Genomic DNA, 14,145 nt, shown 5'->3' with positions numbered 1-14,145 from the left:
GCTCCTCACCCCCGCACAAACCCCCTCAGCACGCACGCCTCCGTGCTCAACTGCAGCCGGTCCAGGTCGATCCGCTTCGGCTCGGCGAACATGATGAAGTAGTACTTCATCTGCTCCGACCACCAGTAGCCGGGGCAGTTGTCGCCCTGCGCCATCGGCCGGGTCGTGATGTCGGCCAGCGAGGTGTAGCCGAAGGCCGCCTTCGAGGTCGCCTTCATGTTCTGATAGTGGAGCGCCGTCAGGACGCGATAGCGCTCGTCCCGGTCGCCCAGCCACAGGTTCAGGCAGGCGTCGGCGAACTCGGGGCGCAGGCCGGTGCCCTTGCCGCGCGGGGTGCGGGTCCGCACGTCGATCGATTCCGGGATGATGACGTACTGCTCCTGCATCTCGGTATAGGTCGCCAGGAAGTCGTCACCCGCTGTCTTCAGCCCCACCTGTCCCAGCAGCCCCGCCAGATAGGCGCCCAGAACCGTCTGCGAATACGCGGTCGTCTCGGCGGTCTCATAGTCCACCATCGGGAACCACAGACGGCCGTCGAAGCGCTTGCCCTGATGGGCGACCATCGCGCCCATGCACTCCTCGGCCCAGCGCTTCATGTCCGCGTCGCCGAACAGCTCCCAGCTGTCCCACAGATATTCGTAGAAGCTGTCCGCATGGACGTCGATCGAGGCGTTGCGGCTGGTGAACAGCCCCGTCTCCGCGTGGATGTTGGCGGCCATCAGCCCCTTGTCCGACCGCATGTCCAGCGCGTGCTTCATCGCCCGCTTGGCCGCCGCATAGTAGCGGTCGTCGCCGGTCAACTGGCCCAGAACCCCGAACTCGGTCGCATAGGTGCCGATCTCGGCCAGATTGGTCTCCGGATCGCGCACAGCCCCCGTCTTCAGGTTCACATAGCGGTACGGCAGGCCGTGCGGCGAGGCGTCGAACGCCTTCATCAGCCGGTCGGCCAGATCCTTCGCCTTCTCCAGCAGCACCGGATCGCCGCACGCCAGATGCGCCGACACCAGACCGCCGACCAGACGGATATTGGTCTCGAACACCTGAGAATAGGCGTCGATGTCGAACGACAGGCTGGACTTCACCCAGTCCACCCCCGCCTGGAACTCCTCGTCCAGCTCCATGATCCACAGGGTGTCCAGCGCCTCGATCAGCGACAGGCCCAGATCATGGCCCTCGATGAAGAACGAGCGCGCGGTGCCGGAGACCGGATTGATCTCGTCCTTGCCCCAGGCCTTGGCGACATAGTGGTCCCACGCCCATTTGAACTCGGCCTTCACATCGGCGCCGAGGGCCGCCCAGTCTTCCCCGGACAGGGCCTCGCTCCGCAACGACGGCGCGGCTTGCGCGGGCAGGCCCGAAAGGCCGAGAGCGGCGAGACCGCCCGAAAGCGCGAGGGCGTGGCGGCGAGTCAGTCGGTTCTGGATCATGGCTCACCCTATCGCGGCCTGCGGCGCCTGCAACGGCTCAGGCTGCCTGATCATCCATCATCTTGCACGCGGCGATGAAGGCGTCCGGCACCGGCACGGTCCGGCGCGGCTCGTCCGGGGCCACGCACACATAGGTCAGGCCGACATCCGCCAGCAGTTCATCGCCCCGGAACACCGCGACCCGCGGCTGGAATGATGTCCGCCCGAACCGCTCGACCCGCGCGCCCAGCCGCAGCTCGTCGTCGAACCGCGCCGAGGCCCGGAAATCCACCGACGCGCCCGCCGCGAACATATCGATGCCCAGCTTCGCCAGCCCGTCCACCCCGGAGAAGCCGATGGCGCGCATGTATTCGCTCATCGCCACGTCGGCGTAGACCAGATAGTTCGGATTGAAGACCACGCCCTGCATGTCCACCTCGGCCCAGCGCACGCGCAGGGGCTCGAAGAAGGCGAAATCGGCGGGCGTCGAAGGGGTGTCGAAAGCAGGCATGCCGACACGCTAGGCCGACGCTTCAACGCCCCGCAAGGCGCCGCCACGTCAACGCCAGGTCAGCGAAAGGGATCTCAACCGAAGGCCGCCATCCCCTGGCTGTTCGGCATCCACGGCGGTTCCGGCATGGCGGCGCGGGCCTGCGCCTGCGCGCGGGTCCAGCGGTCGTGCAGGTCGGTGAAATAGGGATCGTCCGCCTCGATCCGCCGCACGTCGCCGCTGATCATGTCGCGGCGCAGGGTCAGCATGTCGAACGGCGCCCCCACCCCGACATTGCAGCGCATGGTGGTCGAGAACGAGATCAGCCCCAGCTTCACCGCCTCCGCCAACGGCGTGCTGCCGCGCAACCCGCTGACCAGAATGGGCTTGCCATACTTGGCCTCGCCGATCTGCAGGAACGGCGTGTCCGCCCCGCACTCGATGAAATTGCCCTGGCTGTAGATCAGATACAGCTGCATCGGTCCGCCGGCGATCTGGCCGCCCAGCAGCATGGTCGCCGAGGTGTTCAGACTGTCCGCCTCCAGCGCCGGGGCGATCGACTGGCGGACGTTGCGCAGCGCATGACCCAGCAGCTGGGCGCAGCGGAACAGGGTCGGCGCGGTCTCCAGCGTCTCCGGCTCCTCGCCGACATTCAGATGGACGCCCTCGCGCACCATGGCCAGCGCCGTCTGGGTGACCGACAGATTGCCCGCCGTCGCCACGGCCAGCACCCGCTCGCCCGGCCTGTCGACGACGTGCAGCTTTCGATACGACGAGATGTTGTCGACGCCCGCATTGGTCCGCGTGTCGGCGATCATCGCCAACCCTTCATCGACCAGCAGGCCTACGCAGTAAGTCATTGGACGTGTCGTATCCCGCGAACGTCAGAATTCGACGAACCGTAACAGATTCCCGCGACCATCGACCCCGCGTTCACGCCTGTTGCTGACCCTGTTGCATGTCCGCATCACGCACCGTCAGCTTGACCGCCAGCGTCTCCCCGGCCCCGCCGTAGGTAGCCCCGCGCACCGGCGCTGCGCCGAGGTAATCGAGCCCCGTCGCGATCCGGACGTAGCGCTCGGTTGGACAGGTGCCGTTGGCCGGATCGAAGCCGACCCAGCCCAGCCCCTCGATCCAGGCCTCCGCCCAGGCGTGGGCGGCCTCCTGATCGGCCCGGTCCCGCCGCGCCAGATGGCCGGAGACATAGCGGGCCGGCACGCCCATGTGCCGGGCGCAGGCGATGAAAACGTGGGCATGGTCCTGACAAACCCCCCGTCCGAGGGCCAGCACCTCACTGGCGGTATGGGTCGGCGTCGTCACCCCCACCTCGAAGGCCACCGACCCGTGTATCCCGGCCATCAGCCGATGCATCCGGTCCAGCGGCGGATGGGCCTGAAACTCCGACGCGAAGACCGAGATCAGCCTGTCCCGCTTCGTCAGGTCGGTGTCCCGCAGAAAGACCAGCGGCGACAGACGCTCCTGATCCGGCGGAATGACCCCCGCCGTGTCACTGGTCACCACCTCCCCGGTCACCCGGATGGTCAGGGTCTTCGTCGGCTGCTCGGTGTAGAGGGCGTGGACGATGTTGCCGAAGGCGTCCTCGGACTTGCGCAGACGCGCGTCCACGTCGGTCTCCACCTGCCAGTGACGCACGGTCTGCGCCTCGCTGGAGCGCGGCGTCAGACGCAGGTTCTGCACGATGAACCGCGCCGCCCGGTCATAGGCGTAGGTTGTGGTGTGATCGATCCCGATACGCATGGATCAGCTCAGATACTGTTCGTGGATGGCCTGCCCCAGTCGCCCGTTCTCATTCAGGAACGACTGGATGTATTCGTGCAGACCGGACTGGAAGATGGTTTCGATGCGTGAGGCGTCAAACGCCCGCATCCGCTCCGCCGCCAGTCGCTGCGCGGGACCGCGCCGGCCGTAATCGTTGGCCAGCTTCTCCAGATAGCGCACGATGGACGCCTGACAGCTGGCCAGTGATCGCGGCATCTGCCGGTTCAGCACCAGCAGGTCCGCCACCAGCCAAGGCTTCACACTGTCCCGATAGACCCAGCGATAGGCCGTCAGGGCCGACACCTCGCGCAGCAGGGTCGTCCACTGGAAGTAATCCAGCTGACCGCCCACCCGTTCGCCTTCGGGCAGCAGCAGGTGGTACTTAACGTCCAGCAGCCGGGCGGTGTTGTCGGCCCGCTCGATGGCCGCGCCCAGCCGCAGGAAATAATAGCCGTCGTTGCGCAGCATGGTCCGCGAGGCCGCGCCCTCGACTGACAGGGTCACGGTCTTCACCCACTCGAGGAAGTGGCCGAAATCGTCGCGTCGGGTCGGTTGTCCCTGTTCGGCCAGCCCGTTCCAGGCGCCGTTGATCGCCTCCCACAGCTCCACCGTCAGCGCGGTCCGCACCGAGCGAGCGTTGGTCCGCGCCCGGGTGATGCAGGCGGCGATGGATGAGGCGTTGTCCGGCGAGAAAGCCAGATACTCCCGCACCGACTTCTCGGTCGGCGCCCGGCCCAGCGCCTTGGGCGCCCCGGCCGACGCCAGCGCGCTGGCCCACACCGTCTCGGCGTCCCCGTCGCCCCGCGTCGGGATGGCGGCCAACCGGATCGTGGCTTCCAGAATGCGGGCGAGGAAGTCCGCCCGCTCAATATAGCGGCCCGTCCAGTACAGGCTGTCTGCGGTACGAGAAAGCATCAGACGTCCAGCACCCAGGTGTCCTTGGTTCCGCCGCCCTGGCTGGAGTTGACCACCAGCGAGCCGGGCTTCAGCGCCACGCGGGTCAGGCCGCCGGGCGCCACCTTCACCCCGTCGGGGCTCGACAGCACGAAGGGCCGCAGATCGACGTGCCGTCCGTGCAGTTCGCCCTTGTCCAGCGTCGGCGCCGTCGACAGGGCCAGCGTCGGCTGGGCGATGAAGTCGTCGGGGTCATTGATCAGCTTCTTCCGGAAGCTTTCGATCTCGGCCTTGGTCGAGGCCGGGCCCACCAGCATGCCGTAGCCGCCCGAGCCGCCGACCTCCTTGACCACCAGATCGCCGAGGTTGGCCAGCACATGCTTCAGCGCGTCCGGCTCCCGACAGCGCCAGGTCGGCACATTGTTCAGGATCGGCTCCTCGCCGGTGAAGAAGCGGATGATCTCCGGCATGTAGGTATAGACCGCCTTGTCGTCGGCCACGCCGGTGCCGACCGCATTGGCCAGCGTCACCGTGCCCTCCTCATAGGCGTTCATCAGCCCCGGCACGCCCAGCGCCGAGTCCGGACGGAAGGTCAGCGGATCGAGGAAGGCGTCGTCGATACGGCGGTAGATCACATCCACCTGCTGTCGACCTTCGGTCGTGCGCATGAAGACCTTGCCGTCGTCGACGAACAGGTCCCGCCCCTCGACCAGTTCCACCCCCAGCTTGTCCGCCAGGAAGCTGTGCTCATAGTAGGCCGAGTTGAACGGCCCGGGCGTCAGCACCACGATCGTCGGATCGCTTCCCGCCGCTTCCGGCGCGCAGGCCCGCAGGCTGGCCAGCAGCATGTCCGCATAGGTCTCGACCGGCCGCACCGGATAGTCGGCGAACAGGTCCGGGAACAACCGCATCATCATCTCGCGGTTCTCCAGCATGTAGGAGACCCCCGACGGCGTGCGGCAATTGTCCTCCAGCACATAGAAGCCGTCCTCGCCGGTCCGCACCAGATCGACGCCCGCGATCTGCACCCAGATGTCGCGCGGCGGGCGGCGGCCCTGCATCTCGGGCGCATACTGCGGATTGGTCAGGATCAGTTCCGCCGGGACCACGCCGGCCTTCAGACATTCCTGCTTGCCATAGACGTCGGCGAGGAAGGCGTTGATGGCCGAAACGCGCTGGATCAGCCCCTTCTCCAGCCCGCCCCATTCAGCGGCGCCGATGATGCGTGGCACCACGTCGAACGGGATCAGCCGCTCGCTGGACTCGGCGTCGCCATAGACGGCGAAGGTGACCCCCATCCGGCGGAAGAACAGCTCCGCCTGACGCGACCGCGCCTGCAACAGCCCTTCGGGCGCGTCGGCCAGCCACTTCGCCAGTCCGCGATAGCTGTCACGGACCTTCCCCCCGTAAACGGGCGCCCCACCGGACATTTCGTCGAAGGCCATGCCGCTCCCACCGCAATGAATATGCAGCGTGACCCGACAAGTGACGCTCGCGCAACAGGAATGTTGCGGTGCGGCAAAGGTTCAACCGGAAACGTACAGCCGCCGGCATGACGGCGAACCGCCCTCCTGCCCGGTAGCCACAAGACCATCGTTACCCAAACAGGCGGAGGGACCGGGCCCGATGAGCCCTCACGGCCAAGGCTGTCAGCTCCCCGTGAACGGCTGGAACAGCCCGGAATCGCTCCGGTTCTGAAGCTCCCCAACGACAGGAGCTTCAGCCATGAACCCCACCCGATATCGACCGCAGAACGACCTTGGCCGCCGCGACGAGGAGCGTGGCCGGGAACCGCGTGACCGGCGTTACGACGAGGGCCGCAGTTGGTCCGAAGGCGATGGCGGGCGCACGGCCGAGGCCTGGCGCGGCCAAGGCCAGTATGATCGGGATGAATACGACCGGAGTTCTTACGGTCAGGGCGACCATGATCGCGGCCGCCACGACCGCGACCCCGATCCGTCGCGGGCCTCAAGCCGGAACTACGGCTACGATCAGGGCGGCTATTCCGACGGGCGCTACGGTCGCGGTGATCGCGACTACGGCGCCTCATCGTCGCCGGACTATCGCGGCGAGACCTTCACCCGATCGCAGTATGACCGCCCGGACCATGGACGCCCTGACTACGCTCGCTCGACGCGGCCCGATCACGGCTACGCCCCCGGCGCGCAAATCTGGGAGGGCTCCGGCCCCGGCTTGAAGGGCGAGGCGCGCGCGGACCGGTCAAACCATGATTTCGAGCCCGACTACCTGCATTGGCGCGAGCAGCAGATGTCGAACTTCGACCGCGACTATCACGACTGGCGCTCCGAACGGCGCGAGAAATTCTCCGCCGATTTCGACAACTGGCGCAGCAGCCGTCCGAAAGTTCAGGCGGACAATCCCATCGTCGGTGACATTTCCGAGGGCGGAACCGGCGACGCCTCCAAGATCAAAAACCGCTAGGGGACGCGTCCAGCGTTCGACGAAGGGCCCGGCTGATCGCCGGGCCCTTTTCGTTGCGCCGGTAACTGAACGTTATTCACCTGAACGACGTCCGAGCTTCATTTGCCGGTCGTCTCACCGTCGCTGTCACGGCATACAGCCCCGCTAGGTCGGGAGTCTCACTCCCCGGGGGCTGTCATGATTCATCGCGTTCAACGTTCGTCCACCCTGCTCGGCGCCAGCGCCCTGGGCATCGTCTGGGCTCTGGCCGGAGCCGCCCACGCCCAGCAGGCCGAACCGGCCCAGCTGGACGAGGTCATCGTCACCGCCCAGCTGCGCGAACAGAGCGCCGTCGAGGTGCCCTTCGCCCTGACCGCCTGGAACGGCGAGCGTCTGGAGCAGCTGGGCGTTCAGGACTTCGAGGAGCTGTCGGCGTTCACCCCCGGCTTCCTCGTCCAGAACCAGTCGCCGAACAACGCCGGCTTCGTGATGCGCGGCATCACCTCTGACTCGGGCGAGGCCTCCACCGAGCCGCGCGTATCGGTCTTCCAGGACGGCGTCTCGATCTCCAAATCCCGCGGCTCCTATGTCGAGCTGTTCGACATCGAGCGCATCGAGGTCGCCCGCGGCCCGCAGTCGACCCTCTACGGTCGCGGCGCCCTGATCGGCGCGGTCAACGTGATCCAGAACAAGGCCGAGATCGGCCACTGGGAGGCCGAAGGCCGCGCCGGCTTCGGCGACTATGACTACCGCATGGGCGAGCTGATGGTGAACGCCCCGGTGGGCGAGAACGCCGCCATCCGCTTCGCCACCCGCATGAAGGCCCGCGAAGGCTATGTGACCAACCTGCTCGGCGGCGCCGACTACAACGGCTTCGACACCCAGGCCTTCCGCCTCTCGGGCGCCTTCCAGCCGACCGAAGGCTTCCGCTTCGACCTGATCGCCAACTACCAGACCGACAGCGCGCCGGGCACCGCGTTCAAGTCGCTGGCCTATGCGCCGCAGGACCCGAACACCGGCGCCGTCATCGGTTCGGCTGAGCCGTGGGAGGGCGCCGCCCTTACCCCGGGAACCAACATCGACGGCGGTCAGGATCTGGGTCTGGACCGCGAAGTCTGGGGCCTGACCGGCATCGCCCGCCTCGACCTGTCGGACAGCCTGACCCTGACCTCGACCAGCGCCTACCGCAAGTTCGACTCCTACGAAGTCTTCGACGCGGACGGCATCTCCCTGCCCCTGCTCTCGGCCGTGGAAGACGCCCAAGGCGAACAGTGGAGCCAGGAGCTTCGCCTGAACTGGGACAACGGCGGCGCCGTCTCGGGCTTCTTCGGCGTCGGCTACTTCAAGGAAGAGGGTTCGCAACGGACCCCGACCGAGTTCAACGAGCGCATCGCCCTTGCCCAGCTGGCCGGTCTGCTGGACGGCGCCCCCGGCGTCACCGGCCCGAACTTCCTGCCGCTGGCCTTCTATTCCAGCCCGACCCTGCTGGACCCGATTCTCGGCGGCCTCGGCCTGCCCGCCCCGGCCATTCCGGGCATCCGCGACAACCTCAAGGCCTCGCATATCGAGACCGCCACCAACACCAGCGAGCTGCAGTCGGTCGACCTGTTCGCCGACGTCACCTGGCGTCCGACGGATCGTCTGGAGTTCTCGGCGGGCGTCCGCTGGACGCAGGACGACAAGACCAGCGGCTTCTCGTCCGCCGTGCTCAACGGTCGTTCGGTCGCCGGCAGCCTGCTGGGCGTCCAGCAGATTCAGGGCCAGATCGCGCGACTGATCGCTTCCGGAACCCCGGCCGACCTGGCCCAGGCCGCCCAGCTCGGCGCCCTGGCCAACGGCATCGTCGGTCAACTGGCCACGCCGGGCGCCGCCACCGCGCCCTTCTCGGCCACCTTCCCGGCCTTCGGCCTGACCTTCCAGCCGACCGCCAACAACGGCGACTTCATCTATCAGGATCTGGAAGACGACGGCTTCACCTGGCGCGTCACCGGCCGCTACGCCATCGGCGATGAAAGCAGCCTGTACGCCAACTACGCCCGCGGCCGTCGCCCGGCCGTGCTGGCCGCCGGCGCCCCGTCGGCCCCGTTCGGCGCCCCGGACTTCACCTTCGTGGACGCCGAGGAAGTCGACAGCTATGAGATCGGCGCCAAGACCACGGGTCTGTTCAACGGCGCCCTGCATCTGGACGGGTCAGTCTACCTCTACGACTACTCGAACTTCCAGACGACGGTTCAGGTCGGCACCCAGTTCATCACCACCAACGCCGGTGAAGCCCGCGCCTACGGCTTCGAGGGTCAGGCCTTCCTGAGCCTGAACGACTACGTCGATGTCTTCGGCACCTACGCCTACAACCACTCGCGGTTCGAGTCGGGCATCTACGACGGCAACCGCTTCCGCCTGTCGCCGGACAACCGCGCCTCCTTCGGCATGTCGGTCCGCGTGCCGCTGCCGGGTGGCGAGCTGGCCGTCATGCCGACGTACACCTGGCAGTCGGAGATGTTCTTCGACGACAACAACGACCGCACCGATCTGCAGACCGGCAACTTCGTGCCCGACACCGTCGTGGACGAGTATCAGGACGCCTACGGCCTGTTGAACCTGCGCATCCGCTTCACCAGCGCGCAGGGCGACTGGTCGGTCGAAGCCTTCGCCGACAACCTGCTGGACGAGAAATACATCAAGGACGCGGGCAACACCGGCGACGGTCTGGGTCTGCCGACCTTCATCGCGGGCGAGCCCCGCACCGTCGGCCTCGTCTTCGGCGTGAAGTACTAGGGTAAAGCCATGAGCCTGCACCGTCGCGGTCTTCTCGGTCTCCTCAGCGCCGGTGCGGCGGGCGCAAGCCTGCCCGCCGCCGCCCGTCAGGCCGTCGACGTTCAGTTCCTGCACGGGGTCGCCTCCGGCGATCCCCGTCAGGACGGGCTCCTGATCTGGACGCGCGTCACGCCGTCCGACCCGTCCGTCCGCGCCGTGCGGGTCGACTGGTCTGTCTGGCGCGACGGCGATGCGACCGCCTCCGTCGCCTCCGGCACGGTCGAGACCGGCCCCGAGCGCGACTTCACGGTCAAGGTGCCGGTCGCGGGCCTCCAGCCGGGCGTCGACTACCGCTACGCCTTCTCGGCGGGCGAGGTTCGCTCGCCTCAGGGCCGCGCTCGCACCCTGCCCGTCGGCCCGACCGCCGACGCGGTTCTGGCCGTCGCCTCCTGCCAGCTCTATCCGGGCGGCTACTTTAACGCCTGGGAGGTGGTGTCGAAGCTGGATCGCCTCGACGCCGTCATCCACCTGGGCGACTACATCTATGAATACGGCGCCGAGCCGGACTCCTACGGCATGACCACCGGCGCGCGTCTGAACCGCACGCCCCAGCCGCCGCACGAGATCGTCACCCTGGCCGACTACCGACAGCGCCACGCCCAGTACAAGTCGGACCCGGACCTGCAGGCCGCCCACGCCCGCGCGCCCTTCATCTGCGTCTGGGACGATCACGAGGTCGCCAACGACACCTGGTCCGGCGGCGCCGAAAATCACCAGTCGGAGACCGAGGGCGACTTCCTCGTCCGCAAGGCCGCCGCCCTGAAGGCCTATTTCGAGTGGATGCCGATCCGCGAGCCGGAAGGCGGCCTGACCGAGGACGCCATCTACCGCAGCTTCGACTTCGGCGATCTGGCCAGCCTGCTGATGGTCGAGACCCGACTGGTCGCCCGTCAGGAAGCCCTCAGCTTCGCCACCGACATGCCGGTCATCGGCACGGGCCGCGACGCCCGCCCGGACGTCGAGGCCTTCCGAGCCAAACTCAACGCTACCGACCGCGATCTTCTGGGCGACGCCCAGCGCGACTGGATCCGCTCCACCCTGACGGCCTCGCGCGAGGCCGGCCGTCCGTGGCAGATCATCGGCAATCAGGTCGTCATGGGCCGGGTGCAGGGGCCGGACATCACCAGGATGGCCTCACCGCTCGAGGTCTCCATCCTGCTGGCGCGCCTGCCCGCCGCCGTGCGCGCCGAGGTCCGCCAGTCGATCGAGCTGTTCAAGCTGGGCGTGCCCTTCAACCTCGACAGCTGGGACGGCTATCCCGCCGGCCGCGAGCGTCTGTACGGCGCCTTCGCCGACGCGGGCGTCCAGCCCATCGTTCTGGCCGGTGACAGCCACGCCTTCTGGGTCAACGACCTGAAGGACGCCTCGGGCCGCCGCGCCGCCGTCGAGTTCGCCACCAGCGCCATCTCCAGCCCCTCGCCCGGCGACCACGTCCAGGGCGTCCCCCTCGGGGCGGCCCTGAACGCGGCGAACGAGGAGGTCCTGCTCTGCGACCAGTCGGCCAAGGGCTTCGTCCTGCTGACCCTCACCCCGACCGAGGCGAAGGCCGAACTGCACACCGTCTCGACCATCTTCGACAAGCGCTACGACGCCTCGGTGCTCAAGACCTACACGGTCGCGAAGACGGCGGACGGCAACGGACCGCTGGTGGAGTCCTGACCCTCTCCCATTGGGAGAGGGAGACCGCGCACAACGGCGCAGCCGTTGTCCTGCGCGCGGTCGGGTGAGGGTCGGCTTCTAACCGTAGCCCCTCCCCCTTTCGCGCAGGCACTCGCTACGCTCGCGGGCGCTCAAGCCCTCTCCCGCCGGGAGAGGGTTACCGCGCCGCGCGCGGCGGGGCGTTCTTCACATACTGGTCCAGCCAGCGCACCGTTTCCCACAGCGTGTGACCGACCGACTCCCGCGCGCGATAGCCGTGGGCTTCCAGCGGCAGGACGACGTAACGCACCTGCGCCCCATTGCCCTTCAGCGCCGCATAGAAGCGTTCCGACTGCACCGGGAAGGTGCCCGAGTTGTCGTCCGCCTCGCCGTGGATCAGCAGGATCGGCTCGTTGACCCGGTTGGCGAAAGCGAAGGGCGACATCTCGTTGTACGTCTCCGGCGCCTCCCAGTAGGTGCGCTGCTCGGCCTGGAAGCCGAACGGCGTCAGGGTCCGGTTATAGGCGCCCGACCGCGCGATGCCGGTGCGGAACAGGTCGGTGTGGGCCAGCAGGTTGGCGGTCATGAAAGCGCCGTAGCTGTGCCCGCCGACGGCGATCCGGTCGCGGTCCGCCACGCCCAGCTCGACCACCGCATTGACCGCCGCCTCGGCGCTGGCCGTCAGTTGCTCGATGTAGGTGTCGTTCGGCTCGGCGCCGTCCTTGCCGATGATCGGCATCGACGGGTCGTCCAGCACCGCATAGCCCTGCGTCAGCAGGAACAGATGGCTCGATCCGCCCGGCCGCACGAAGCGGTTGGCGGTGTCCACCACCTGCCCGGCCACGGCGGCGTCGGTGAACTCGGCCGGATAGGCCCACATCACCAGCGGCAGCGGACCGTCGCGGTCCTTGTCGTACCCTGCGGGCAGATACAGCGTGCCGGACAGCTGCACCCCGTCGGCGCGGGTGTAGGTGATCAGCTGACGCGACACGCCCGCCAGCTGCGGCGCCGGATCGGTGAAGTGCGTCAGCGGCGTGGTCGTCGCGGCGTTCAGATCGCGCACGAACAGGTTGGCCGGATCGTTCTTCGTCTCGCGGCGAGTCACCAGACGGCGCGCGCCGTCATCCAGCACCCCGACGATGCTCTCGTATTCGCCCGCGGCCGAGGTCCACAGACGCTCCGACTGGCCGGTGTTCAGGTCCATGGCGGCGAGGAAGGGATACTCCCCTTCCCGCGTCGCGCCCGGTCCGGTCATCAGCAGGCGACCGTCGGCGGCGAAGCGCGCCACATTGAAGCCCTGCGCGTTCGGCTCGGTCAGGGGCGAACCCGGATTGTTGTACTGGTCCTGATAGTTCCGCTCCAGCAGCACCCGGCCCGTTCCCGGGTTCGACGGGTCGATGACGTAGCGGGTCTCGTGACGGGTGTTGAACCAGCGGCTGGTCACCAGCGCGGTGTCCGCATCGCCCCAGGTGATCCCGCCGTAGCGCTCGTTCAGGTCGATCAGGGTCGTCGGCTGCGCGTTGAACGGCGCGGCCAGCATGAAGACGCGGTCGCGCACTTCCGACGGCGTGCGCGGATCGCCGCCGTCCTGCGCCTCGGTCCAGACCAGGGTGGCGGGCGCATCGGCGCGCCACTGGATCGAGCGCGGGCCGGGCGCCACGGCGTCGAACGGCGTCGGCACATTATCCCGCAGCGGCAGGTCAGCGACCTGATGGACCGCGCGCCCCTGCAGGTCGATCACCCGCGTCTCGGACGGGAACAGACCGGCGGGCACCACATAGCTGTAGGGCCGCTTGACCGTCGTGGTCAGCACATGGCGCCCGTCCGGCGAGACACTGGCGCCCAGATAGACCGCAGGCGCGCCGAGATCGCGCGCGCCCCGGCCGTTGATCGGCACATAGGTCAGCTGCGAGGTGAAGTAGTGGTCGAACAGGGCCTCGTCGCCCGCGTCGCTCAGCAGGTCCTGATAGGTCCGCGCCGGGGCCACCCGGCCCATGCTCTCGGCCACGATCGGACCGGCGGGCGGACGGCTGACGTCCGGCGCCGCGCCCCGGCCCTGCGGAGTCAGGCGCACCACCAGACCGGCGCTGTCCGGCGTCCAGTCAAAGGCGCTTCCGGTGGCCGCGTTGACCCGCGCCTCCGTCAGCTTGCTCGCCCGCGCCGTGGCGACGTCCACCACCCACAGCTCCAGCCCCGTCGGGGCGTCCATCAGCAGGGCCACCTTCGATCCGTCCGGCGACCAGCTGGGCGACAGGAAGCGCGCATTGACGGGCAGTTGCACCGCCCGCGCCTCGCCGCCCGCGACCGGCTGGAAGCTCAGCCCGGTCAGCCAGCTGACCCGGCTGTTGGCCTGACCATTGTTGCGCGGATTGATGCGATAACCGCCCAGCCGAAGCATCGGCTCGGCCAGCTCGGCGATGGGCGGCAGGTTCGACCGGTCGAACAGCGCCAGCGTCGTCCGGTTCGGGCTCAGGCTCGAGCTCGGGGTCGGCTTGGTGTCCAGAATGTCAGCGATGGGCGACGGGGGCTGCTGATAGGTCAGGGCCTCCTGCGCCATGGCGGGACCGGCGACGGCGGCCAGCAGGACAAAGGCGGGCAGAGCCCGGGCGAGCAGACGATGACGCATGAAACAGCCCCTTGAGCGCCCGCTCACTCACGGGCGGCGGCACGCTAGAGGTCGTCTCCGAGTCCGGTCAAGCCGCT

Annotated in this window: 10 protein-coding genes; 3 read left to right on the top strand and 7 right to left on the bottom strand. The window is 68.1% G+C overall.

All coding sequences use genetic code 11. The features are described from left to right. Nucleotides 1-5: 5 nt before the first annotated feature. The 6 genes from ACODRV_RS03230 to ACODRV_RS03205 all read right to left on the bottom strand — a co-directional run bounded on the left by ACODRV_RS03230 (nt 6) and on the right by ACODRV_RS03205 (nt 6,014). Nucleotides 6-1,427, bottom strand: a complete 1,422-nt coding sequence (locus tag ACODRV_RS03230; RefSeq protein ID WP_488907395.1) for a glycoside hydrolase family 47 protein — start codon at nt 1,425-1,427, stop codon at nt 6-8. A 37-nt stretch (nt 1,428-1,464) separates the two neighbouring features. Continuing rightward, nucleotides 1,465-1,917 (bottom strand): acyl-CoA thioesterase, encoded by a 453-nt coding sequence (locus ACODRV_RS03225; protein ID WP_488907394.1) that lies wholly within the window; start codon nt 1,915-1,917, stop codon nt 1,465-1,467. Between the two features lie 74 nt (nt 1,918-1,991). Continuing rightward, nucleotides 1,992-2,756: a proteasome-type protease gene (locus ACODRV_RS03220; RefSeq protein WP_141626179.1), complete on the bottom strand. Its 765-nt coding sequence runs from the start codon at nt 2,754-2,756 to the stop codon at nt 1,992-1,994. 73 nt (nt 2,757-2,829) lie between these two features. Then, on the bottom strand, nt 2,830-3,654 hold the full coding sequence (locus ACODRV_RS03215) for a transglutaminase family protein (RefSeq protein ID WP_488907393.1): 825 nt from the start codon (nt 3,652-3,654) through the stop codon (nt 2,830-2,832). A 3-nt stretch (nt 3,655-3,657) separates the two neighbouring features. Then, nucleotides 3,658-4,590 carry an alpha-E domain-containing protein gene (locus ACODRV_RS03210; RefSeq protein WP_488907392.1) on the bottom strand — a complete coding sequence of 311 codons (933 nt, stop codon included), beginning with the start codon at nt 4,588-4,590 and terminating at the stop codon, nt 3,658-3,660. Next, nucleotides 4,590-6,014 (bottom strand): circularly permuted type 2 ATP-grasp protein, encoded by a 1,425-nt coding sequence (locus ACODRV_RS03205; protein WP_141626176.1) that lies wholly within the window; start codon nt 6,012-6,014, stop codon nt 4,590-4,592. Before ACODRV_RS03205 ends, ACODRV_RS03210 begins: the two co-directional genes overlap by 1 nt. A gap of 280 nt (nt 6,015-6,294) precedes the next feature. Between ACODRV_RS03205 and ACODRV_RS03200 the strand changes: the two genes are divergently transcribed. The 3 genes from ACODRV_RS03200 to ACODRV_RS03190 all read left to right on the top strand — a co-directional run bounded on the left by ACODRV_RS03200 (nt 6,295) and on the right by ACODRV_RS03190 (nt 11,463). Next, the gene (locus ACODRV_RS03200) at nt 6,295-7,011 is read left to right on the top strand and encodes a hypothetical protein (protein WP_488907391.1); all 717 of its coding nucleotides are present in this window, start codon (nt 6,295-6,297) and stop codon (nt 7,009-7,011) included. 177 nt (nt 7,012-7,188) lie between these two features. Next, nucleotides 7,189-9,765, top strand: coding sequence for a TonB-dependent receptor (locus ACODRV_RS03195; protein WP_488907390.1), 2,577 nt, complete (start codon nt 7,189-7,191; stop codon nt 9,763-9,765). Between the two features lie 9 nt (nt 9,766-9,774). Beyond that, the gene (locus tag ACODRV_RS03190; protein WP_488907389.1) at nt 9,775-11,463 is read left to right on the top strand and encodes an alkaline phosphatase D family protein; all 1,689 of its coding nucleotides are present in this window, start codon (nt 9,775-9,777) and stop codon (nt 11,461-11,463) included. A 157-nt stretch (nt 11,464-11,620) separates the two neighbouring features. Here ACODRV_RS03190 and ACODRV_RS03185 read toward each other — a convergent pair whose 3' ends face one another. After that, nucleotides 11,621-14,068, bottom strand: coding sequence for an alpha/beta hydrolase family protein (locus ACODRV_RS03185; RefSeq protein ID WP_488907388.1), 2,448 nt, complete (start codon nt 14,066-14,068; stop codon nt 11,621-11,623). Nucleotides 14,069-14,145: the final 77 nt, after the last annotated feature.

The sequence above is a fragment of the Brevundimonas sp. FG8 genome, from assembly GCF_057808845.1.
Note: the sequence above shows the minus strand (reverse complement) of the source record. Positions and strands in the feature narration are given on the sequence as shown.

Bases quoted from the DNA above. Each gene is read 5' to 3' on its own strand.
- ACODRV_RS03230 (WP_488907395.1), bottom strand. From the start codon at position 1,427: ATGATCCAGAACCGACTGACTCGCCGCCACGCCCTCGCGCTTTCGGGC.
- ACODRV_RS03225 (WP_488907394.1), bottom strand. From the start codon at position 1,917: ATGCCTGCTTTCGACACCCCTTCGACGCCCGCCGATTTCGCCTTCTTC.
- ACODRV_RS03220 (WP_141626179.1), bottom strand. From the start codon at position 2,756: ATGACTTACTGCGTAGGCCTGCTGGTCGATGAAGGGTTGGCGATGATC.
- ACODRV_RS03215 (WP_488907393.1), bottom strand. From the start codon at position 3,654: ATGCGTATCGGGATCGATCACACCACAACCTACGCCTATGACCGGGCG.
- ACODRV_RS03210 (WP_488907392.1), bottom strand. From the start codon at position 4,590: ATGCTTTCTCGTACCGCAGACAGCCTGTACTGGACGGGCCGCTATATT.
- ACODRV_RS03205 (WP_141626176.1), bottom strand. From the start codon at position 6,014: ATGGCCTTCGACGAAATGTCCGGTGGGGCGCCCGTTTACGGGGGGAAG.
- ACODRV_RS03200 (WP_488907391.1), top strand. From the start codon at position 6,295: ATGAACCCCACCCGATATCGACCGCAGAACGACCTTGGCCGCCGCGAC.
- ACODRV_RS03195 (WP_488907390.1), top strand. From the start codon at position 7,189: ATGATTCATCGCGTTCAACGTTCGTCCACCCTGCTCGGCGCCAGCGCC.
- ACODRV_RS03190 (WP_488907389.1), top strand. From the start codon at position 9,775: ATGAGCCTGCACCGTCGCGGTCTTCTCGGTCTCCTCAGCGCCGGTGCG.
- ACODRV_RS03185 (WP_488907388.1), bottom strand. From the start codon at position 14,068: ATGCGTCATCGTCTGCTCGCCCGGGCTCTGCCCGCCTTTGTCCTGCTG.